This is a genomic window from Frigidibacter sp. ROC022 (assembly GCF_024723735.1).
In the GTDB taxonomy this organism is placed as follows: Bacteria; Pseudomonadota; Alphaproteobacteria; order Rhodobacterales; family Rhodobacteraceae; genus SLM-1.
The window spans coordinates 92,231-112,541 of the sequence record NZ_JANQDU010000001.1; the positions used below are offsets into that span (position 1 = coordinate 92,231).

A 20,311-nucleotide genomic window follows, 5' to 3' on the forward strand; every position below is an offset into this window, starting at 1 on the left:
TGGCGCGCCCTGCGGCAGTGCTCAGATACGTCCCGGGGCCGATCAGCGGGACGGGAACGGGAAGTCCGACAATGACGCGATGGTTTCGCCGGGGTATTCGGGCATGCGCCTCGCAGGCACCTTGATGCCCAGGGCGTGGAACCCGCAGCGTTCAGCCGATTGCAGTCGGGTACTATCCGTGCTTACCCAGAGCGATGTCTTGTCCTTCTTGTCCACCTGTTCCGGCTCCACCGTGCCGCACAGTTCGGCCAAACCATCGATATCGAGCAGTTTCGCCAGGTCGGGCCCGGATGCCTTGTCGTCGTTGACAGCAATCAGGACCTTGACCCCCTGGGTGGTGAGCCTTGCAAGAGTTGCACGTGCCGAGGGTGCAAGCTGTAGCTGATCCGCGAAAATTTTCGCGATGGCGTTGCGGAAATGGTCGATGAAGCCGCGGGGGCATAGCTGTCCACTCCGCATGGCCACATATGTCATTGAAGCGGCGAGCGGTTGGTCGATCAGGTCATCCGTAAGAGCGTACCCGTACAGACCAAGGACATGCGTCAGTGCCTCGGCCACCAGTTCACGGCTGTTGGAAATCGCATCCAGATCGAACACTGCCATGGCGAAATCAGCCGGTAATGATTGCCGTGGTGCTGGCCCGGTGTGGCGTTCCGACGGGTGCACCAGTGTCAGCTGTGGCTGGGGCGTGCGGGGCGAGGTCCGAAACAGGTCAGGGAACTGCCAGTCTGGTTCAAGCCCCGCAAAGTGCTGCAGGTAGCTTATGGCGATTTCAGGTCGTTCGGCTACGCTATCGCGAAAGCTCATCCAGTCGCGGAGGTTGTTCATCTGAGGCGCGTCTTCGACCGTTTCACCGAAATCCTGGGCAAGAACCGCGGCGCGCACGTTCAGGCAGAAGACCACGCAAGCATAGCCTTCCGGCCAGAACTGGGCAGCGCTATCGGGGTTCTCGACGTTTTCGTGGTGCCGTGCAGAGAGCGGCGCCTTGCGCAACAAACGATCCAGCATCAGCCCTGAGACATGATCGACATAGCGGCGCTTGTCGTGCTGCGCGGTTGGCTTTCTGCTTTCGAACGCAGCGCTCCATTCGACGAAGGCTTCTGCCAGGCGAATGGTGTCGACATCGAAGGCAATGCCGCTGTCCTCGGAGACAACAGCAATCTGTTCAAGGAAGGCCCGGCGGAACCACCGCAAACGCCGAACCGCACGTCTGACTTGTGTGTCTGGTGCAGTGAGAAGTTGGGGGGCGGGGAGTGTCATGGGCAAACCTCTCAAATCAACCGCGCGCAATCCGCGATGGCGGTGCGTATGGCGGACCGTTCGTCGGGATGGAAACCGAATTTCCGCACGATCAGCGGAGCGGTGTCACAACATAGGTCCAGAAGATCAGTGTGTTCGCTCTCGGCGTCGCGGTCTATGCACAACAGGATCACAAATGCGGTGTAGGCCAGGATGGCAGAACGGTCTTTCGGAGCGGAGGGCAGGGCAAAGGGAGCGTAACGAATGACCCTTGCGCTCTTGAGTTGGAGGAGCATCTCGGCGGGCAGTTCCGTTCTGTCCTGGTATGTCGCCGCCATTGCCGTTTGAAAGGTCTGCGCGGCAAGGGTTTCGCTGACCAATACGGGTCGGTCCGAAAATCTCTTGTAAGCGGCGCCGAGGACGCCATAGGCCAACTGGGCAAAGACCGTCGGCCCGCTCGGATGCGTTGCCAGAGCCTGAAGGGTCCAGAAATGGCCCTTCTGCAAGGTTTCACCTTCATCGAAAATGCTGTGCGCCAAACGGGATGTCGTTGCCTCGAGCCGCGATGCTATGATATCGAGACCATCTACCACGCCGCGCAAGGGACCGTGCAACTCCCGGCTCAGGGGATCAATGGCTACCCGCCCGGCCGTCATGCCAGAGCGCAGGCCGCGCAGGAGGTCTTTGAGAGGCAAGGCACCCGACATTATCGAACTCTCTGTGCTTGTCGTTCTGCAAGTCGACGAACAATCGTTTCCCTAGCATACTAATGTTCGAGATTTGGGGTTCGGTCAAGCTTTGCGCCATATTCGCCGGGATCGGGCCCGGCTTCAATGGCGTACGCCCGGCGTTGCAGAAATTGCCTCAGCTCGATGCCGACCGTGCGCTGGCCAGCAGACTTCATTGCAGGCGCGAGGCGCTGGAATGGGCCCGGAACAACAATCGGGCCGGACCAGTTGACGATCTGCTTGGTCGTGGCGCTTTCATCGCTGGTTTCGGCGGGCTGAGCGAGCGCGCCCGCGACGCGATGGCCGATGTCTTCGAAGTGCCACGCGACGCAGCCTTTGCAGGCCGTCATCACGGATTGTCGACGGCCTCCAACAGGCTGGCGCCGGTCATCTCGTCCGTGATCAAGACCGATGGCCTCAGCGATTTCAATGTTGCCAGCATGGTGCCGACCTTTTCCGAACCGCCCGAAATCAGCACCTTTTCGCGCACCCGCTTGAGGCGTGCCATCGACATCGAAATGGCGCGGTCGTTTACCGGGTTTTTGACCGGCTCGCCTTCTGCGTCGATGAAATTGTACAGTACATCGCCGATCGCCCCGGCTTCGATCATCGACTGTCGTTCGGCTTCGGTCACGTGGCCAAGCCGATATGACGTTGTCAGCGACGATATACCGCCGCAGGAGATAAGCGCCACGTCGCAGTTTTCGGCCATCTCGAGGATTTGATCCAACCCGCAATGTTCCAGCAGAGCGTGTCGCGTCTGGGGGGAATCGACAATAGCCGGTGCAGAGATCAGGTAGCCTTCGGCATCGAAAAGTTCGGCAAACTGCCAGGCGAATTCCGCCGGGTTGAAACGCCGCGCCTGTGCGATCCCACCAAGGAGAGACACCACCCGCACGCCTTCGAGCGATCGGCCCTCGATAAAGGGCAGCATGGCGTGCAGCGTACGTCCCCAGCCCACGCCCACCGTGATGTTCGATCGCATGATGCCAGACACATAGGTGCCGGCGGCATAGGCAATGACCCGGGTCGGATCGCCTGCGGGGTCGGAAAAGGGGGCGACGATGGCCTGTTTCAGTCCAAACTGATCTTCAAGCTGCTTTTGCATGGCGGCAATCGGGGCGAGATCCGATTGAATGCGGATCACTACCTCGCCGCGGCGCTTGGCCTCGGACAGCAGGCGGGTAATCATGATGCGGTTGACACCAAGAGACTTGGCCACATCCGATTGGGTCATCCCCTCGATATAATAAAGCCAGGCCGCCCGGACCCGGATCTGGCTGTTCGGATCGGACGCCTTGTCACGGTTGCCGGGATCGCTCGGTCTGGATGTGTCGGGCATCGTGCCGCCTTTCGCCGTGGCTCATGGGCTCTGCCTCATACATGAGACCGGAGGATATTTCCAACCTCCTCTGCCGCTTCGAATTGCGGCATGTGGCCGACCCCGTCAAACAGGTGAAGCGCCATACGCCCCGGCGCCCTCAGGGCGTGCTTCCAGGGAATGATGGCGTCGGCCTTGCCCCACAGGATGCGGGTCGGTGTCCGGATCCGCTCCAGCGCAGCGCGCAGATCAAACGCCTGCACCCCGTCCGGGAACAGCACGTCCGCCATGGCCGCCTGCGCGGCGCGCAGGTTGGCGTCACTGCGGGACTGCATCGCCAAGCGCGCGTATGCGTCTGTGATGAGGTCTTCATTGGCTACGAGGCTGCGCAACCAGGGCTTCAGGCTTTCGGTCCGTGTCGCCTTGCAGATACCACTCAACGCCTCGCCGTTGATCTGTGGACCAAGTCCCGCGGGCGCGATGAGGTTGAGCGAAGCTAGCTGCCGTTCGCGAGTGTCGGCTAGAGCGATACAAAGCGCACCGCCAAGACTGTGGCCCAACAGGTGTGCCCTGTCGAGCTGAAGCGCATCGAAGGCCTGGCGAACCTCTCTTGCCAACATGGCGAAATCTCGGATACGCAGTTTCGGTGACCTGCCATGGCCCGGCAGATGTATGCGGATGAGCGGCCGGTGCCGCAGGGACGGTTCCAGCGGGGCCCAGGAGGTCGTGTCGTTGGCGAATCCGTGGATCATCAGGATCGGCGTGCCCTTGCCGCCCTTGCTGCGGGTGACAACCAGCGGGCCGGTTTCCGGGCGGAAGGTCGCGGGGGCCGATGGTGTGGTGAGGCCCTTAAGATATTCGCGCACGTCGAAAGCTTGCACCCGGCCGCGCGGGCCGGTGCCGTGCAGGCTGGCGAGGGGCACGCCCTCATCTCGGGCAAGCCTGCGAGCGGCTGGTGTGGCACGGATGCCTTCGCCCGCGCCATCAGCAAAGGCCATCTCGCGTTCGGTTTCCGGCTCGGGGTCGGCATCGGTGGACAGCGCTTCCGGCGCTGCCTCTGGATCGGGCAGGGGGCCCGCCGTCGGTTCGCCGACCGAGGCGAAAGAACTGGGTTGCTCTCCCACGTCTTCGCCTTCCGCATACAGCCAGGCGACCGCCTTGCCGATGGGAATTTCGGCGCCCTCGGGAGCGGCGTGGTGCAGTATGCCGCTGGCGGGGGCTTCGACCTCCATCGCGGCCTTGTCGGTTTCAATATCAAAGAGCGGATCGCCCTTTTCCACTCGGTTCCCAACAGCGACATGCCAGCACATGATCTTGCCACTCGCCATGTCCATGTCGACCTTGGGCATAATGACTTCGACGGGCATCAAACACGCCCCTTCACAATATCACGTGCCGCCGCAAGGATATCCGGCATCTGCGGTACAACCGCCTTTTCCAACTCGGGATTGTAGGGGATCGGGCACTCCGCGCCGCCCAACCGCACGATCGGCGCGTCGAGGAAGTCGAACGCATCGCTTTCCGCGACCATTGCCGAAATCTCGGCCCCCACACCAAGGGTCTTCACCCCTTCATAGACACAAATCAGCCGCCCGGTTTTGCGAACCGAGGAAAGCACGGTGTCGCGGTCCATCGGGCGCACGGTGCGCAGATCGATGACTTCGGCATCAATGTCGTCTGCCCTTAGCTGTTCGGCCGCCTCCATTGCTTTGTGTACCATGATCGAGGTGGCGACGATGGTCACATCCTTGCCGACCCTCCGGATCGCGGCCTTGCCGATGGGGGTGGTGTAATGACCTCCGGGCACCTGGCCCTTCATCTTGTAGAGGAGCTTGTGTTCGAAAATCATCACCGGATCGGGATCCGCGACCGCTGCAAGCAGCAAGCCTTTGGCATCCTCTGGCGTGCTTGGCTGCACGACCTTCAGGCCGGGCACGTGGCCGAGCCAAGCCTCGATGCTTTGCGAATGCTGCGCGGCTGCGCCTGTGCCGGACCCGGCCGGAAAACGCATGACCAGCGGTACCGACACCGACCCACCCAGCATGAAGCGGACCTTTGCGGCCTGATTGACGATCTGTTCCATTGCCAGCGCGGCAAAATCCGAGAACTGGAATTCGAAGATCGGCTTGAGACCGGTCAACGCGGCCCCCACCGCCACACCGGCGCCGCCGAGCTCGGAAATGGGCGTGTCCATCACCCGGTCGGTGCCGTATTTCTCGACGAGATCACCGGTCACCTGAAAGGCGCCGCCGTAGACACCGATGTCTTCGCCCATAAGCAGCACCGACGGGTCGGCCTCAAGAGCGATGTCCATCGCTTCGCGGATAGCCTCGGCATAGGACAATTCGCGAATCTCGGGCTCGTTCTGGGCGTTCATGCGGTGGCCTCCGTGGTGTAGACGTCGCGGGTCACTGCTTCGACCTTCGGGTCGGGGCCGTTGGTGGCAAACTCTATGGCGTCTTTGATGATTTTCTCTGCCTCGGCCTCGATGGCAGCCACGCCGTCTTCGGTAATGATATGATGCTCCATCAGCAGCTTGGCCATTGCGGGGATGGGATCGCGGCCCATCCATTCGTTGATCTCTTCCTTGGTCCGGTAGCGGTTGCGGTCAGACTTGGAATGCCCGCGCCAGCGGTAGGTGAGGTTCTCGACCAAGCTGGGCCCGTCTCCCGCACGGGCGCGTTCCACGGCAGCGTCCACGGCTTCGGTGACTGCCGAGAAGTCGTTGCCATCGACAGTGACGCCGGGCATCGAATAGGCCGCTGCCCGCTCGGCGATGTTCTTTACTGCAGTGGAGCGTTCGGTAGAAGTTGACATGCCGTATTTGTTGTTCTCGCACACGAAAACCACGGGCAGCTTCCAGATTGACGCCATGTTCAGAGCTTCGTGAAAGGCGCCTTCGTTGTTCGCGCCGTCTCCGAAGAAGCAGATCGTAACCGCGCCGGTGCCCAGTCGTTTGGCCGACAGCGCAGCACCCACGGCGATCGGCAGCCCGCCGCCAACGATACCGTTGGCACCAAGGTTGCCCTTGGAGGGATCGGCGATGTGCATCGAGCCACCGCGGCCCTTGCAATAGCCGGTTTCCTTGCCAAAGAACTCGGCAAACATCTTGCCAAGGTCTGCACCCTTGCCGACGCAATGGCCGTGGCCACGGTGGGTCGAGGTAATCTTGTCCTCGTCGGTCAGTGCCATGGTCGAGCCGATGGCCGAAGCCTCTTGCCCGATGCTAAGATGCATGGTTCCGTGGATAAGCCCCCGCATATAGCTGTCTTCGGCGCCTTCTTCGAATTTGCGTACAAGGTACATCTTCTTGAGGGCCTCGCGCAGCCGTTCGGGGCTGTACGCGCGGATGGCATACGGAAGGTTGGTATTCTGAGGCGTCTCAGGCATCGAGCAGGTCCTTGCCGTAGATCATTTTGTCCTGACGCTTGCGCATTTCGAGCAACCGGGAATTTGGCAGACGCGCGTTGTGCGCAGTGATGAGCTGGCCCTTGCGGATCGGTGAGGTGACGACCGCACCAGTCAGCATGCCTGCAGGCAGCGCCTGTGCTTCCTGCGCGCGCCCGACTTCCATCGCCCAGGCGCGGTAGGTGTATTCCCCGATCTGGTCCAGCGTGTCTCCGGGGGCGAGGTCCTTCTTTGCCAGTGCGCAGGCCTCGACCACGGGCTTGTCCAGCGGCACCATGTCTGCCTTGCCGTAGAGCACCGCGCGGGCGCAGGTCAGTGGTACTTCCAGCGATGTCAGGTGATAGGGGCGTATGAACTCGTAGTAGGGGCCGTCGCCCATCTTGAGATCCTTCATCCGCTCGTGGACGCGGGGGTGTTCCGCCTCGACGATGCAGAAGACTCCCGGGCTCACACCTTTGCCGATCGAAAAATCAACCCGGCCGATGCCCGAAAGCAGCCCGCCGTCCTTTTCGGGGATCAGCACCTTGGCAAGTTCCTTGGGGCCTGCGGCAGGGCCGTGCATGCCATCTACGTCGGGGATGAGGCCGGTGGCGTTGCCGATGGCGGTCATTTCCACAGCTGTCTTGGAGCCGTCGACGAATTCCACCAGCAGGCGCGCGTTCATGTTCCGGCGCGTGGCTTCGTCCAAGTAGAGGTCTGGGGTGGCGTCGATGTTGAGCGGGTTGTTCTTGCCCTTGCCCGCGCATACGACCTTGTGGCCCATGGCAGACACAAACTCGATGAGTTCCATGCAGGAAGACGGTTCGTCGCCCGCGCCGAGGCTGTAGACCACGCCAAGACGTTCCGCTTCGCGTCGAAGGTAGGCGCCGATAGTGATGTCCGCCTCGACGTTCATCATGACCAGGTGCTTGCCGTGCTCCATGGCGCGCAAGCCTATTTCCGCGCCAACGGCTGGGATGCCGGTGGCGTCAATCACTACGTCAATCAGCCCCGAGTTGAGGATTGCGTCGGCATTGTCGGTGATTGCCACCTTGCCGTCTTCAATGGTCGCGTTGATTTCGTCGGAGGTAAGGGCATCACGGCTGTGCCCGTCGCCGCGATAGGCGATTTCGACCGCCTTGTGGGCATTGGGGGTCCGCAACTCCGAGATGGCGGCGACGTCCACGCCATCCATCATGGCGGCGCGGGTCACGATGTCGGTGCCCATTTCTCCGGATCCGATAAGCCCGATGCGAACCGGTTTTCCGGCGGCACTGCGGGCAGCTAGATCCTTGGCCAGCCCCGTCAATGCGATATTCGAAGCCATATTGGTACCCTCCTCCGGCGTCTTAGCTTGCGCCTAATGTGAGTGAACTTTTGCTATTATGTCAATCATAATGTTCTGGCGCGATGCCGGTCGGACAAAGACATATACATGTTTTTTGTTGACCTGCGTCGCGAAGCAGAACAATTATGGTCTTGTGTATGATTTTGTTCACGCGGCCTCAGGGCCCTGCCCGGGAGGGGCACGGGGGAGAGGCCAGTACACGACCATCAAGGGAGGATACTCGATGGATATCAGCGGAAATCTCTCACGGCGCTCGTTCATGAAGAGCTCATCGGCCTGCGGCATCATTGCGGCAAGCGCGGGCTGGACAGGGCGCGGCCTGGCCCAAGGGTCTTTGCCGGACCCGCAGAGCATCCTGAACGAAATCTCGATCGCAAAATACGTACGCCAGGACTATCAGGACCTTTACGGCATGTCCGACGACAGGCCGATCTGGGACAATTCCAAGGACTGGATTCGCACCGTCGATTGGGAAGAGGTTCGCGCGCAGCTTGCGGGCACAACGGTGCGCTTTGCGGTCGGTGCCGCAGATGCGGAATCAGCTGCCGACGGGCTGGTCCCGTTCGAGCAACTCTCGGGCATCAAGGTCGAGTTGGTGCCGATTCCTGATGACAGTTTCTATGACAAGGCGCTGGCTGAATTCATCTCGGGAAATGCCGCCTTTGACGCGCTTCAGTTCTTTTCGCCGTGGATTGGCGATTTCGCTGCGCCGGGCTTCCTCCATCCGCTTCAGGACTTTGCCGACAAATGGAACCTGCCGCTGGATGATTTCTACGACACCTACCGGCTCAACTACGGCTACTTCAACGGCGAAATGTACGGCATCCCCTTCGACTGCGACGTGCAGATGGTCCACCTGCGCAAGAGCTATGTCGAGCAAGTTCTTGGTGGCCCTATCGACCTTGCACAATCGGTGCCGACTTATGACGAACTGATCCGCCTATCCGGCGAGTTGAACAATATCGAACCTGGCGTATCGGGCGTGGGCCTGATGTGCGCGCCCGGCATGTGGTCGACCTATACTTGGGAACATATCTCGGCGCAGGCAGGTATGATGCTCTTCGACGAAAACTGGGAGCCGATCTTCAATGGCGACGCCGGCCAAAAGGGCATGGATATCATCATGGCCTTGTCCAAGAACGCCAACGAAGGTTTTGCGGGATCCGGCTGGTCGGAAAACCGCGCGGGCTGGCTAGGCGGGCAGGTCGCAACCAACATCAGCTGGCAGGACAGCGGCACCCAGGCCATGCGCCCAGACCAGAGCCAGATCGTAGGCGATTTCGTCACCATCTACGAGCCGCGGATATCAAATGGCCGGTTCGCACCGCCTAACGTCGCGGGGTCGACCTCCTGCGTGGCGGCGTCGGCGCAAAACCCGGAAGGGGCGTTCCTGATGCTGGCATTTCTGACCACCGCGTCGATCATGGCGATGAACGAGGCCAACGCCAACGGCGTGGCTCCGGGGTATAAGTCCGTGCTTCGGAATCCCAACCTGCAAGCAGTGTCGCAACCTGCGAAGGTCTGGGGCGAAAGCCTCGAGCACGCCTGGTGCGCCCCGCGCATTCCCGGCGCTTTCCCCATTGAGCAGGCGATTGGCAACGAGATCAACCGCGCCGTGGTCGGCCAGATCTCTGGCAAGGAAGCGCTCGACAACGCTGCAGCAGCGGTGCGCGACATCATGGCTTCGAACGGGTTCTATCAAGGCGCTGACCCGGTCGAATATGCCTCTGTACTGCCCGGCCTCTACGTCGGCGAAGGACGCGACCTGCCCTTCTGAGGGCATACTTTTGGGCCAAGGACAGTGCAAAGGAGCTCATCATGAGCAACTCCTCCCTGCCGGCGTCCGGGGCGGCGACAGCCGCCCCGGGCAATTCGGCGCGACCCGCTTTCAAGCGCCGCAGCAAGCGTCTGAAGGCCGCCTTGCCATACTTGCTGGTGGCGCCTGCGGTTCTCTACCTGCTGCTGATAACGCTCTATCCGGGGGTCTACGCGATCATCCAGAGCTTCCACCAGGTGAAGTTTGGTCCGTGGCGGCCGATCGGCTTGGGAAATTACGAGAAGCTGCTCACCGACTACCAGTTCTGGGGGGCTCTCTGGAACACGCTTGTTATCGGCTCGATCAGCTTGGTGTTGCAATGCGTGCTGGCGCTGGCGCTGGCGTTCTACGCGTACCGGGATCCCTGGGTGAAGGGCTGGAGGATCATCTTCCTTATTCCTATGCTGTTCATGCCCTCGGCGGTGGCCTTCATCTACAAGCTGTTCTTCCTTGATGGCCGAGTGTTCGCAGACATTCTGATGAAACTGGGGCTGGTGGATGGAAACATCGCCTTCCAGTCATCTATCTGGATGAGCAGGGTGATCTTGATTCTTGCCGACGTGTGGCAATGGACACCTTTTCTGTTCATCATCTTCGTTGCTGGCCTTCAGGGGCAGGATGAAGAAGTCGAAGAGGCCGCCAGGTTGGACGGCGCATCGTGGTACGCGATCTTCTGGAATATCTCGCTGCCAATGATGAAACCGATCATCGCCGTAGCGCTGATTTTGCGGGCGATCGACATCACCACGATGTTCACCAACGTCTTCATCATCACCAAGGGTGGTCCTGCCTTTGGCACTGAGACGATCAGCTATTTCATCTATCGCACCGGCTTCAAATTCTTCAATTTCGGCTATGCCTCGGCTGCGTCGGTGATCATGCTGATCATTACCATTCTCGTCGCGCAGCTTGTCGTGAAGCGCGCATTCGTGTCGTCGAGGAGCTGACCCATGGCATCCCAACGGAAAAGATCCAAGGGCGAGAGCCTGACGCTTCGTTACCTGATCCTTGGTGGATGGGCATTGTTCTGCCTCGCACCCGTGCTGTGGTTTCTATCCATCGGGTTGCGCCCGCGGATCGAAATCATTACGCCGCAGCCGATCTACATCCCCAGCTTCTCTCTTGATGCCTGGCATATGATCTGGGACGACTGGCCGATGGCGGCCTATCTGCGCAACTCGGTCGCGGCAATCATCGGGTCTGTGATCATTGACTTGGTGTTGGCAATCCCGGCGGCCTATTCGTTGGCACGCTTCCGCTACAGGGGCCGCGATGACATCGGCTTTTATATCCTGTCCACCCGGATGATGGCCCCGGCCATCGTTGCCGTGCCGATCTTCTTTCTGTTCCGCAATCTCGGGCTGCTCGACACGATCTGGGCACTGATGCTGATCTACGCCGCGATCAACCTGAGCTTCGTCACCTGGATTATCCGCAGTTACATGCTGGACATCCCCAAGGAACTCGAGGACGCCGCCAAGACTGACGGAGCGGGCGAGATCCGCATTCTGTGGGAAATCATCATCCCCGCCGTCCTTCCGGGGATCATCACGGCGTCGGTGATTGCCATGATCTTCGCGATCAACGAGTTCCTGTTCACACTTCTCATTGCCTCGACCCCGGACGCCTACACCATGTCTGTCGCCCTATCGAATTTCACCGGCGGGTCTGACGGGGTCATCTACAACGCAATTGCACTTGTCGCCTTCCTAGCCTTCGTGCCGGTCTTTCTGGTGGTTGTCGCCATCCAGAAGCACCTGTCGCGCGGGCTGACAATGGGCGCGGTGAAAGGGTAACGACAATGGCACGTATCGAACTGACCGAAATCCAGAAAAGCTGGGGCCCCATAATAGGGGTGCGCGATGTCAATATCGAGATCGCCGACGAGGAGTTCGTCGTTTTCCTTGGCCCGTCGGGCTGCGGCAAGACCACTACCATGCGGATGATCGCCGGCCTAGAGGATCCTTCCGAGGGGCGCATCGTGATGGATGGCGAGGTGATGAACGACATAGACGCGCGTGACCGCGACGTGGCCATGGTCTTTCAGGGTTACGCGCTGTACCCCAACATGACCATCTACGAGAATATCCGCTTCCCGCTGCGTATGCGTGGTGTGCCGCGCGACCAGCACGAGGGCAAGGTGAGACGCGCGGCCGAACTCGTGGAGCTGACCGACTACCTCGATCGCAAGCCGGGGGCGCTCTCGGGAGGTCAGCGGCAGCGGGCGGCGCTGGCCCGCGCGATCGTGCGCCAGCCGCAGGTCTTCCTGATGGACGAACCTCTGTCGAACCTTGACGCGAAATTGCGGCAGGCCATGCGGGTGCAGATCAAACACATACAGCGCGAACTGAAGATCACCACCGTCTATGTGACACATGACCAGATTGAGGCGATGACCCTCGCCGACCGCATCGTGATCATGGACAAGGGGGCGATTCAGCAGATCGGCACGCCGGACCAGATCTACAACGATCCGGCCAACACCTTCGTGGCCGGCTTCATCGGGTCTCCGCCCATGAATCTGGTCGAAGGCGCGCTTGAGGGCGGCACCTTTCGTGCGCCGGGAATCGAAGTTGGAAACCTGCCCACCCGCCATTCCGGCGCTGTTACGCTGGGTGTACGCCCCGAGGATTGTACCGTCGCAGGCATGTCGTCCCACCTGTCGGGCACGGTCTATGGTGTTGAGCCCACTGGCGACATAACCTACCTGACACTCAAAGCTGGTGAGAAACTCGTAGAAGTCAAAGCCGACCGAGACTACCGCGCCCCGCTCAACAAACCCGAGACAGTCGCTTTCGATCCGTCGCGGATTCATCTCTTCGACACAGCCACCGGGCAGAGGCTAAGCTGACCCAGGTGGTCCCCGTACAGAGGTGGAACTGCAGGAGAAAGACGCAGGAGGAGACATCATGACGTTCGACTACACGGCCCTTGGGTTCCACACCTTTGATGCGCTCTGCCGCCCGGTCAGTGCCCTCTCGCCAGACGGCAGCACGACTTTCGTCGAGGATTTCGCCATTGCGATTTCGGGGGCCGCCGGGTCTGCGGCCGTTGTCGCCGCCAAGCATGGGCTTTCGGTGCAAGCGGTCGGCGGGGTCGGCAACGACCTCATGGGGGATTGGGTGCTACGCCGTTTTGCCGATTTCGGCGTCGACACTGAAATGATGCAGCGTTGCGACGGCGTCGCCACCTCGTCAAGTATTGTCACAACCCGTCCGGACGGCCAGCGCCCTGCGCTGCACAAGCTGGGCGCCACAGGGGCCTTCTATGTCGATGATGCGCAGGTGGACCGCGTGCTCGATACCCGTATTCTGCACGTTGGCGGCGTTGGCCTGATGGATGCCATGGATCGCGGCCGCAATGCCGAAATCATGGCCGAAGCCAGCAAACGCGGCATAACCACAACACTTGACGTCTTCGCCTCCAAGCCCGAGGACTTCGCGCGCGTGCAGCCGCTTTTGCCTCACACGGACTACTTCATGCCGTCCGAAGAAGAAGCCGCAGCCCTCTCTGGCCTGACCGATCTCGAAGACATTGCCAGTTTTCTGCTGGACCAGGGCACCGGGGCGGTTATCCTGACACTTGGGCCGAACGGTGCCATGTATCGTGGCCAGGATGGCACCCGCATAGATCTGCCCGCCTATGCTATAGACATGGTCTGTTCATGTGGCTGCGGTGACTGCTTCAACGCGGGATTCGCGACCGGATTGCATTTGGGGCGGAGCCTGACCGATTGCATTCGCATTGCTCAGGCCACGTCGGCGCTGAACGCCACGGGTCTGGGATCGCAGGCCGGGGTAACCTCGCTTGAAGAGACACTGAAATTCATGGAGACCGCCCCTCTTCGAGGCTATGATGACGACATCACCACAGGACGCCATGATGAAACCGACGCCATTCCTTCCCGACCCGAAGATGCCTCTGCGCGACATGTTCCGCGGGGCAGCTAGTCTCGCGGACGGCACACATCAGGCACTCGAACCGGCCGCACGGATGTTGCCCAAGCTACTGCGCGACGAGCTATCGACTGCCTTCCAGTCGATCCGTTCGACAGGGAAGCGCCTGGTGATGACGCCGGTCAGCCTAGAGCAGATTGCGCTGGCTGGACGTGTTGTTCAGGGTCTCGCGCAAGACCCGGCTGCCGCCGCGACCTGTGCCACTGTGATCGGCCGCGCTTGGCACCACCTGAGCCATGCTCCCGATGGTAAGACGCACCACCATCTGCTGAGCGAAACCCTCTTGACGGCGCAGCTTGCCCAATTGCCCAAGGGCGTGGCGACGCCTGCGGATCACGCGGCGCAGCTGGTTCGGCGGGTGCTCGACGGCGGCGCCATCGGGGCCGCGCCGGGGCTCTTCATCCCTCTCGGCGCCGAGGAAAAGGCCGAGATATCTCTGTCGCTACTGGCCATCACGGTCTGGCTGCTGTCAGAGCGCTGCGACAGTCTTGATGAGGAAGACCGCCTTGTAGATCTTGCGGCGGCGCTGGTGTTGGCCACCCGCGACGATGCGCTTGAGGCCATGCGCGGCGAGACAACGCTCTCGGCCTATCTCGCCCGGGCCTCGGATCATCTATAGTAGCATGCCATGAGCCTTCCTCTGACGAGATCCGCCGACCAAGAGCTGGTGCATAAGTCTGCCCAGCGTCTGCGCTGGTTCGTGCGCGCATTCGAGACGCAACTTGAAGAGACCGAGGCCGAGACCAACAACCGCTTTACTCTGGACCGCGCTGCGCTTGCGGCCGTCTTCGCCGAGTGGCTGCGCGCGTTCGAGGCCCAGAAACCGGTCTCTGCCGATGACAAGCAGGCCTATGTCGGATTTGCCGCGGGGCTGATGCTGCGCACCCTGATCACGCGCAAGCCTGTTACCCTGCAATCGTGCGCCGAAGGCGCGGACCGGTCGAACCCTGCCTATTTCTGGCCCGAAGGCTACCTTTACGTAACCTATTGCCTGAATGTGCGCGGGACCGTGCTTAAGAACGATTTTCATCACGAGCAGCACAACAGCCCCACCATGGACGAAATCCGCACATGGTGGAGCTTCCGCGAGAACGTGGAACAGGATCCGTCACTGGCCATCGCTTTCCTCGATCTCTTCGCGGGAGACGAGCCCGAATGGACCATGCCCGAGCTCTTTCGTTCAGGAAAGCTGTCCGAGATCGCCTCACGCTTCTATCCCACACCAACCATCGACGGCGCCCACTGAGCAGCGGTTACCCGGGCGTTGTCGACAAAACTGGCCTGAGACGGGCTGAATGGTTTCGTCGCTTCTGCCAAGGGTCGCCTTTGCTGCCAACGTGATGCCGTGGCTTTGACGCTCCATGCGTTTGGGCACTAGTATGATGACATGACAAGAATTCGTCCCGGAGGCGACTTTGCAATGAACCAATCCGAGCCCATCAAGCGCCGCAAGCTCTCCCATGAAGTCCTCCAGCGCCTCGAGGACATGATCATGTCGGGCGAGTTGCAGCCGGGTGATGTCATGCCCTCGGAACGCGCTCTCATGGACCGGTTCCAGGTTGGTCGGCCGGCCATTCGCGAAGCCATGCAGGCGATGGAAGGCAAGGGTCTTGTCTCGATTTCACATGGGGAGCGCGCCAAGGTTCTTGAACTGAACGCTCAGTCCATCATCAGGCAGGTCGATACCACGGCGAAGCTGATGCTCGCCTTGTCCGGGGACTCGCTGGAACATCTCAAGAGCGCGCGTGTCTTTTTCGAACGGGGCATCGTGCGTGAAGCGGCCATCCGTGCGACGCCCGCGGACGTGGAACGTCTTCGTTCGGCGCTGAGAGCCCAGCAGGCCGCCCTTGGTGACTCCAAGGCCTTCATCCATGCCGACATGCGCTTTCACATGAATATCGCGCAGATTTCCAGCAATCCGATCTTTGTCGCCGTGAGCGAGGCCATGCTGAGCTGGCTGGAAGAATACCATACAGAGCTGCTGATCTGGTCCGGGAAGGAGAACATCACGCTGGTCGAGCATGAAGAGATCATCGACCGTATCGCCCGGCAGGATGCGCCGGGCGCCGAAGAGGTGATGGTCCGACATCTCGAGCGATCCCGGAATCTCTATCAGAACCCTGCCGGGCAGGCCGAGCCTAGGTGATCCGCCGAATACTGTCGGCGATTTCCTGAGGCTCGAAGACGCGTTTCCAGTCATCCCGCATCAGGGCCGGTTTGCCGAACTCGATCGCCTTGTTGCACGCGTCCGAAAACACGCCCGGGGTTTCTTCGAAAATGACGGACGCAAGTACATTCATGTGCCCGAGCAGGAAATCCCGCGCCGTGACCTCGTTCACGCCGCGTCGGACGACCTCGTCCATGGCCTCGCGCATAGCGACAAGCAGGGAGGCGCAGACCGTCTCGGACAGGCCAGGCTCCAGCAGCGCCATCTGCTCGACCGTCACCCGATGGGACCGCATCACCGGCGCCCAGATCACCTTGGCGATTTCCTCGCCCTTGGCGTAGTCCTCCTCCGGGCCCTGCATCAGCGCGCTGACGATATGCTGCCGCGCCTTGAGTCCACCGAAAAAGTCCCGCTTCGCCTCCAGTTCGGTCTCGTCGTTGAATATCGGCGGGTGACATGGATGGGTCACGAAATAGGTCAGATCCGGGCGATCCGGCAAATGGCCCGCAAAGGGTGCGGCGGCGTCCAGTGCCACGACCATCGTGCCCGCGGGCAGCGATTCATGGATCTGGCCCATCACCTGCCCGATATGCGTGTCGGGGACAGCCAGGATCACCACTTCCGCGCGCGAAAGGGCTTCCGACGACGGAACAGTCTCGATGCCCAGGTTCGTCTTCAGGCGGTCGATTCCGGCCGGATTGATCTCTACATGGTCGACCTCAAATCGCGTGCCCTGCAAATTGAGGGCGAGGCGGTATCCCATTTTGCCGCCTGCACCAAAAAGGGCGATGTTTGTCATGTCCAGTTTCCTTGCTTGCCAGTATGTTGGTGCGGGCAGGGCGCGTGCCCCGATCTCCCGCTATTCATGAGGTGCTTCGTCCGGTTCCGTTTCCGGCGAGAGGGGTTGCTTGCGCGTGGCTGATGCGGCGCTCGGCGCGATCAATGGGGCACCATTGGCCAGGAACAGAACCGTGAGCACCAGAAAGCCCTTCAGGATATTCTGGCCGGCATAGCTCCATCCGATCAGGTTCAGGAGCCCGTCCAGCAGGATAAAGAACAACGCGCCGCCCCAGACCCCGAGAGGCACGGCGCGTCCGCCCGACATCAACGTGCCGCCAATCACCACCACCGCTATGGAATCGAGCAGATAATCATTTCCCAATTCGACATTCGGCGCCGAGAAAGATGCGCGCAGGGCCCCGGCCAGCGCAGCCAGGATGCCCGAGACGAGGTAGACGACCACCAGTATTCGGGTGGCGCGGATTCCCGCAAATTGCGCGGCGCGCCGGGCTTGACCGAAGGCCAGCAGCTGCGCCCCCCACACGGTGCGGGCGAGTATCCACGACACCGCGAGGGTGAAGGCCGCCACGACGACCGCAAAGGCGGGCACGCCAAGCGGGCTCCAGTTCAGGAAGGCGCGCAAGTCGGGATGGGCCGAGCCCTGGAACCCTTGCGCCAGTGTCAACGAAATGGCCGAGGCAATCAGGCTGGTTGCCAGTGTTGCCACGATTGGCGGTATGCGGACCAGGAGGATCGCGATCACCGATATGCTCGCCATGCACAGCCCCACACCGCAGGCTGCCCCAAGGCCCAGGAGCCAGGAGCCGGTCGATTCAGCTACGGCGATCGACAGCAGGCCCCCCAGGGAGAACACCTTTGCAACCGACACGTCGATGTTGCCCGGGCCTGCGGTCATCACCAGCATCTGGCCCAGTCCGACCAGCACCAGATATGGCGCAACGGTCAAGGCAAGCGTGATGGTCTGTCCGTCTCCCTGACCGGAAATCCCGTATGTCAGGATCAGCACAAGCACGGCGGCCAGGAAGGACCACGCCCAGGGCGGCATGCCGTTTAGCGCGCGCAGGTTCATCGGGCCACCCGTTCGACAAGGAGCCGCCCGGCCAGGACCGCGATCACGATACCGCCCTGGACAGCTGGTTGCAGATTGGACGACAGGTTGAGCAGGGTGAGCAGCACGGTCAGCAGTCCCAGAGTGACCGCGCCAGCCAGGGTCCCCCAGGCGACGGCGCGCCCTCCGGTGAACATGCCGCCGCCCAGGATCACCGCTGCAACCGTCGTCAGCGTGTAGCCTGGCACCGCATTCACATCCCCGCCGCCGATTTCGCCCGTCAGCGCCAGCCCGGCCGCGACGCCCAGGCATCCCACGACGCCGTAGGCAAGCATACGCGTGACCACAAGGGACCCGCCCGCGCGTGCCAGCGCAGCCGGGTTGCTGCCGAGCGTCCGGAACCGTACCCCCAGGCCACTGCGTTGCATCATCCACCACGTGATCGCGGTCGCGACCGCCATGGTGACCAGCGGAACCGGAATGCCGAAGGGCGGGGTCCAGAAGACGTAGGCAGACAGCCAGCCCGGCGCCGTGCCGCCGGGCACCGGCAGGATGACCATGCCGATCCCCAGCCAGATGAAGGATGCTCCCAGCGTGGCAATGAGCGAGGGCACGCCGCGCAATTGCACGATCGCACCGAGCGCCGCATAGGCCAGAACCGACCCGATGAGGGCGAGCGCGCCGAAGACGGGCGTGTCACGGAGCAGCGTGGCGGCAATCGTTGTCACCATGCCGACAAAGAATCCGACCCCCAGATCGATGTCGCCGATGCTCATCATCACCATCTGCGCCATGGAGGCGATGGCCAGTGCGACGATCGGCGAGAAGATCAGCGTAAAGCCGATCTGCGACCAGATCCGAGGCTGCAGCGTGCCGCAGATCAGCAGGATCAGCACAAGGGCGACAAGTGTCAGCAGGGCCGGAAGCAACCGGCGGACCCTTCCCTTGGGAAAGGTGATGCCGAACAGGTTTGTCCGCGTGGTTTGCGATGTCATGTCGTGGATTCCCGCGCTTCGGCAAAGGAAAGCCCGATAATGTGCTCGTCGGAGATCTCGGCCCCCGCGAGTTCGCCCGCGACCAGGCCCCGGCGCAGCACATAGGCTCGATCGCAATGCTGCATTTCGGCGTTCTCGCTCGAGTACCAGATGATGGACCGACCCGCTTCCGCCTCTGCCTTTATCATCTGATAGAGTTCTGCCTTCGTGTGGATATCGACGCCGCGGAAAGGATCATCGAGCAGGATCGTCTCTGCATCCGAGCAGAAGGCGCGCGCGACGATGACCTTTTGCTGGTTGCCGCCCGAGAGCGAGGTGATCGGTGCCTCGGCGCCACCGCGCACCGATAGCCGTGCGACCCAATCGGTCACCAGCGCGGTCTCGGCCGCCATTTGCCGCACCCCGAACCGGCTCAGCCCCGCCATGGCGCTGATCGACAGGTTCCGCGCAACGCTCCAGATCGGCAGAATCCCTGACTTCTGGCGATCGCCGGGGACATAGGCCAGCCCGCCTTCGATCCGCACATCGCGGTTTCGGCGCCAGAGCCGGTCGAGAACCTGCTCCTGCCCTTGCCCTGCAATCCCGGCCAGCCCGACAATCTCGCCCTTCCGCGCGGTGATCCGGGTGGGTGCGCCCTCGACGGTCTGCATCGGCACCTCGAGCACGATGGGCCGCATCTCCTTTGTCGCCGCCGCGTTGCCGGCGCGCTTGGTCTCTTGCAATACTTCGCCGCCCATCGCGCGCAGCAGGCTGGTCTCGCTCTCGTTCCGCGCCTTGTGCATCGAGACGATCCTGCCTTCTTTCATCACCCCGATCCGGTCGCTGACAGCGAGGACCTCGGTCAGGCGGTGCGAGACCAGGATGATGGCCTTGCCGGAGCGGCACAGGGCGCGGACATAATCGTAGAAAGTCTCGACATCCTTGCCGCCGAGCGACTCCGTAGGCTCGTCGAGGATCAGAAGCGCCAGGTCCTCGGACAGGCTGGCGCGCGCAATCTCGACCATCTGCCGTTCCGACAGGGTCAGGTCGTCCACGTAATCCGACGGATCGATTCCGTGATCGGGGAAGATTTCCGTCAGCCGCGTTTCGACCATTCGCGATGCCATGGTACGCCAGCGCTTCGCGTCGATATCCTGTCTGCTGGACAGAAACACGTTTTCGAAGACACAGAGTTCCGCAGCGAGAGAGCCTTCCTGAAAGGACATCCGCACGCCCGGATACCCGTGCCGGTCCGGATCGGATCTGCCGCATATGCTGAGCGTGCCGTCGTCGATACGCTCCATGCCGCTGAGCACGCGCATCAGCGTGCTCTTGCCTGCGCCGTTGTGACCGACGATCCCGAGCACCTCTCCGGGAAAGACATCAAGGCTCACTGCGGCCAGGGCCTGCGTGGCGCCATACCGCTTGGAGACATTGCGCGCCGAAGCAACTGGCGCGCCGTGCGTGAGGTCGGTCTGCATGGGATGCAAGCTCAGATCATCGAGAGATTGGGGGTGCTCCGCGCC

Annotated in this window: 20 protein-coding genes; 8 read left to right on the forward strand and 12 right to left on the reverse strand. The window is 61.6% G+C overall.

Features of this window, described 5'->3' with window-relative positions:
• Nucleotides 1–42: 42 nt before the first annotated feature.
• Genes NUW50_RS00440 through NUW50_RS00475 form a run of 8 tightly spaced genes read right to left on the reverse strand, consistent with a single transcriptional unit; the run spans nt 43 to nt 8,002 of the window.
• Nucleotides 43–1,260 carry an HAD family hydrolase gene (locus tag NUW50_RS00440; RefSeq protein ID WP_258287078.1) on the reverse strand — a complete coding sequence of 406 codons (1,218 nt, stop codon included), beginning with the start codon at nt 1,258–1,260 and terminating at the stop codon, nt 43–45.
• A gap of 11 nt (nt 1,261–1,271) precedes the next feature.
• Complete coding sequence (locus tag NUW50_RS00445) at nt 1,272–1,946, reverse strand: hypothetical protein (protein ID WP_258287079.1); 675 nt, start codon at nt 1,944–1,946, stop codon at nt 1,272–1,274.
• Nucleotides 1,947–2,005: 59 nt separating this feature from the next.
• A complete protein-coding gene (locus NUW50_RS00450; protein ID WP_258287080.1) occupies nt 2,006–2,317 on the reverse strand; it encodes a hypothetical protein in 312 nt (103 codons plus the stop codon).
• Complete coding sequence (locus tag NUW50_RS00455) at nt 2,317–3,309, reverse strand: sugar-binding transcriptional regulator (RefSeq protein WP_258287081.1); 993 nt, start codon at nt 3,307–3,309, stop codon at nt 2,317–2,319. Before NUW50_RS00455 ends, NUW50_RS00450 begins: the two co-directional genes overlap by 1 nt.
• 35 nt (nt 3,310–3,344) lie before the next feature.
• Nucleotides 3,345–4,655, reverse strand: coding sequence for an acetoin dehydrogenase dihydrolipoyllysine-residue acetyltransferase subunit (locus tag NUW50_RS00460; protein ID WP_258287082.1), 1,311 nt, complete (start codon nt 4,653–4,655; stop codon nt 3,345–3,347).
• On the reverse strand, nt 4,655–5,665 hold the full coding sequence (locus NUW50_RS00465; protein ID WP_258287083.1) for an alpha-ketoacid dehydrogenase subunit beta: 1,011 nt from the start codon (nt 5,663–5,665) through the stop codon (nt 4,655–4,657). Before NUW50_RS00465 ends, NUW50_RS00460 begins: the two co-directional genes overlap by 1 nt.
• Nucleotides 5,662–6,678: a thiamine pyrophosphate-dependent dehydrogenase E1 component subunit alpha gene (locus NUW50_RS00470; RefSeq protein WP_258287084.1), complete on the reverse strand. Its 1,017-nt coding sequence runs from the start codon at nt 6,676–6,678 to the stop codon at nt 5,662–5,664. The genes NUW50_RS00465 and NUW50_RS00470 overlap by 4 nt, the downstream gene beginning before the upstream one ends.
• Entirely contained in the window at nt 6,671–8,002 is a 1,332-nt protein-coding gene (locus NUW50_RS00475) for an NAD(P)H-dependent oxidoreductase (RefSeq protein ID WP_258287085.1), read from the reverse strand. The genes NUW50_RS00470 and NUW50_RS00475 overlap by 8 nt, the downstream gene beginning before the upstream one ends.
• A 244-nt stretch (nt 8,003–8,246) precedes the next feature.
• Here NUW50_RS00475 and NUW50_RS00480 point away from each other — a divergent pair, with 244 nt between their 5' ends.
• The 8 genes from NUW50_RS00480 to NUW50_RS00515 all read left to right on the forward strand — a co-directional run bounded on the left by NUW50_RS00480 (nt 8,247) and on the right by NUW50_RS00515 (nt 15,941).
• Complete coding sequence (locus NUW50_RS00480) at nt 8,247–9,800, forward strand: ABC transporter substrate-binding protein (protein WP_258287086.1); 1,554 nt, start codon at nt 8,247–8,249, stop codon at nt 9,798–9,800.
• 41 nt (nt 9,801–9,841) lie between these two features.
• Entirely contained in the window at nt 9,842–10,786 is a 945-nt protein-coding gene (locus tag NUW50_RS00485) for a carbohydrate ABC transporter permease (protein WP_258287087.1), read from the forward strand.
• 3 nt (nt 10,787–10,789) lie between these two features.
• Nucleotides 10,790–11,635 carry a carbohydrate ABC transporter permease gene (locus NUW50_RS00490; RefSeq protein ID WP_258287088.1) on the forward strand — a complete coding sequence of 282 codons (846 nt, stop codon included), beginning with the start codon at nt 10,790–10,792 and terminating at the stop codon, nt 11,633–11,635.
• Between the two features lie 5 nt (nt 11,636–11,640).
• A complete protein-coding gene (locus NUW50_RS00495; protein WP_258287089.1) occupies nt 11,641–12,690 on the forward strand; it encodes an ABC transporter ATP-binding protein in 1,050 nt (349 codons plus the stop codon).
• Nucleotides 12,691–12,748: 58 nt separating this feature from the next.
• Nucleotides 12,749–13,789 carry a carbohydrate kinase family protein gene (locus NUW50_RS00500; protein ID WP_258287090.1) on the forward strand — a complete coding sequence of 347 codons (1,041 nt, stop codon included), beginning with the start codon at nt 12,749–12,751 and terminating at the stop codon, nt 13,787–13,789.
• Nucleotides 13,722–14,414 (forward strand): hypothetical protein, encoded by a 693-nt coding sequence (locus NUW50_RS00505; RefSeq protein WP_258287091.1) that lies wholly within the window; start codon nt 13,722–13,724, stop codon nt 14,412–14,414. The genes NUW50_RS00500 and NUW50_RS00505 overlap by 68 nt, the downstream gene beginning before the upstream one ends.
• A gap of 9 nt (nt 14,415–14,423) precedes the next feature.
• Entirely contained in the window at nt 14,424–15,041 is a 618-nt protein-coding gene (locus NUW50_RS00510) for a hypothetical protein (protein WP_258287092.1), read from the forward strand.
• A gap of 174 nt (nt 15,042–15,215) precedes the next feature.
• The gene (locus NUW50_RS00515; RefSeq protein WP_258287093.1) at nt 15,216–15,941 is read left to right on the forward strand and encodes a transcriptional regulator NanR; all 726 of its coding nucleotides are present in this window, start codon (nt 15,216–15,218) and stop codon (nt 15,939–15,941) included.
• Here the strand turns inward: NUW50_RS00515 and NUW50_RS00520 are convergent.
• From NUW50_RS00520 to NUW50_RS00535, 4 genes are read right to left on the reverse strand one after another with little or no spacing between them, the layout of a single operon-like run.
• Nucleotides 15,934–16,761, reverse strand: a complete 828-nt coding sequence (locus tag NUW50_RS00520) for a phosphogluconate dehydrogenase C-terminal domain-containing protein (RefSeq protein WP_258287094.1) — start codon at nt 16,759–16,761, stop codon at nt 15,934–15,936. The two genes, NUW50_RS00515 and NUW50_RS00520, sit on opposite strands and share 8 nt — an antisense overlap.
• A 60-nt stretch (nt 16,762–16,821) precedes the next feature.
• Nucleotides 16,822–17,832, reverse strand: coding sequence for an ABC transporter permease (locus NUW50_RS00525; protein WP_258287095.1), 1,011 nt, complete (start codon nt 17,830–17,832; stop codon nt 16,822–16,824).
• A complete protein-coding gene (locus tag NUW50_RS00530) occupies nt 17,829–18,806 on the reverse strand; it encodes an ABC transporter permease (RefSeq protein WP_258287096.1) in 978 nt (325 codons plus the stop codon). Before NUW50_RS00530 ends, NUW50_RS00525 begins: the two co-directional genes overlap by 4 nt.
• On the reverse strand, nt 18,803–20,266 hold the full coding sequence (locus NUW50_RS00535) for an ATP-binding cassette domain-containing protein (RefSeq protein ID WP_258287097.1): 1,464 nt from the start codon (nt 20,264–20,266) through the stop codon (nt 18,803–18,805). The genes NUW50_RS00530 and NUW50_RS00535 overlap by 4 nt, the downstream gene beginning before the upstream one ends.
• Nucleotides 20,267–20,311: the final 45 nt, after the last annotated feature.

Excerpts from the sequence above, each read along its gene's own strand:
- NUW50_RS00440 (WP_258287078.1), bottom strand. The coding sequence starts at position 1,260 with ATGACACTCCCCGCCCCCCAACTTCTCACTGCACCAGACACACAAGTC.
- NUW50_RS00445 (WP_258287079.1), bottom strand. The coding sequence starts at position 1,946 with ATGTCGGGTGCCTTGCCTCTCAAAGACCTCCTGCGCGGCCTGCGCTCT.
- NUW50_RS00450 (WP_258287080.1), bottom strand. The coding sequence starts at position 2,317 with ATGACGGCCTGCAAAGGCTGCGTCGCGTGGCACTTCGAAGACATCGGC.
- NUW50_RS00455 (WP_258287081.1), bottom strand. The coding sequence starts at position 3,309 with ATGCCCGACACATCCAGACCGAGCGATCCCGGCAACCGTGACAAGGCG.
- NUW50_RS00460 (WP_258287082.1), bottom strand. The coding sequence starts at position 4,655 with ATGCCCGTCGAAGTCATTATGCCCAAGGTCGACATGGACATGGCGAGT.
- NUW50_RS00465 (WP_258287083.1), bottom strand. The coding sequence starts at position 5,665 with ATGAACGCCCAGAACGAGCCCGAGATTCGCGAATTGTCCTATGCCGAG.
- NUW50_RS00470 (WP_258287084.1), bottom strand. The coding sequence starts at position 6,678 with ATGCCTGAGACGCCTCAGAATACCAACCTTCCGTATGCCATCCGCGCG.
- NUW50_RS00475 (WP_258287085.1), bottom strand. The coding sequence starts at position 8,002 with ATGGCTTCGAATATCGCATTGACGGGGCTGGCCAAGGATCTAGCTGCC.
- NUW50_RS00480 (WP_258287086.1), top strand. The coding sequence starts at position 8,247 with ATGGATATCAGCGGAAATCTCTCACGGCGCTCGTTCATGAAGAGCTCA.
- NUW50_RS00485 (WP_258287087.1), top strand. The coding sequence starts at position 9,842 with ATGAGCAACTCCTCCCTGCCGGCGTCCGGGGCGGCGACAGCCGCCCCG.
- NUW50_RS00490 (WP_258287088.1), top strand. The coding sequence starts at position 10,790 with ATGGCATCCCAACGGAAAAGATCCAAGGGCGAGAGCCTGACGCTTCGT.
- NUW50_RS00495 (WP_258287089.1), top strand. The coding sequence starts at position 11,641 with ATGGCACGTATCGAACTGACCGAAATCCAGAAAAGCTGGGGCCCCATA.
- NUW50_RS00500 (WP_258287090.1), top strand. The coding sequence starts at position 12,749 with ATGACGTTCGACTACACGGCCCTTGGGTTCCACACCTTTGATGCGCTC.
- NUW50_RS00505 (WP_258287091.1), top strand. The coding sequence starts at position 13,722 with ATGAAACCGACGCCATTCCTTCCCGACCCGAAGATGCCTCTGCGCGAC.
- NUW50_RS00510 (WP_258287092.1), top strand. The coding sequence starts at position 14,424 with ATGAGCCTTCCTCTGACGAGATCCGCCGACCAAGAGCTGGTGCATAAG.
- NUW50_RS00515 (WP_258287093.1), top strand. The coding sequence starts at position 15,216 with ATGAACCAATCCGAGCCCATCAAGCGCCGCAAGCTCTCCCATGAAGTC.
- NUW50_RS00520 (WP_258287094.1), bottom strand. The coding sequence starts at position 16,761 with ATGACAAACATCGCCCTTTTTGGTGCAGGCGGCAAAATGGGATACCGC.
- NUW50_RS00525 (WP_258287095.1), bottom strand. The coding sequence starts at position 17,832 with ATGAACCTGCGCGCGCTAAACGGCATGCCGCCCTGGGCGTGGTCCTTC.
- NUW50_RS00530 (WP_258287096.1), bottom strand. The coding sequence starts at position 18,806 with ATGACATCGCAAACCACGCGGACAAACCTGTTCGGCATCACCTTTCCC.
- NUW50_RS00535 (WP_258287097.1), bottom strand. The coding sequence starts at position 20,266 with ATGCAGACCGACCTCACGCACGGCGCGCCAGTTGCTTCGGCGCGCAAT.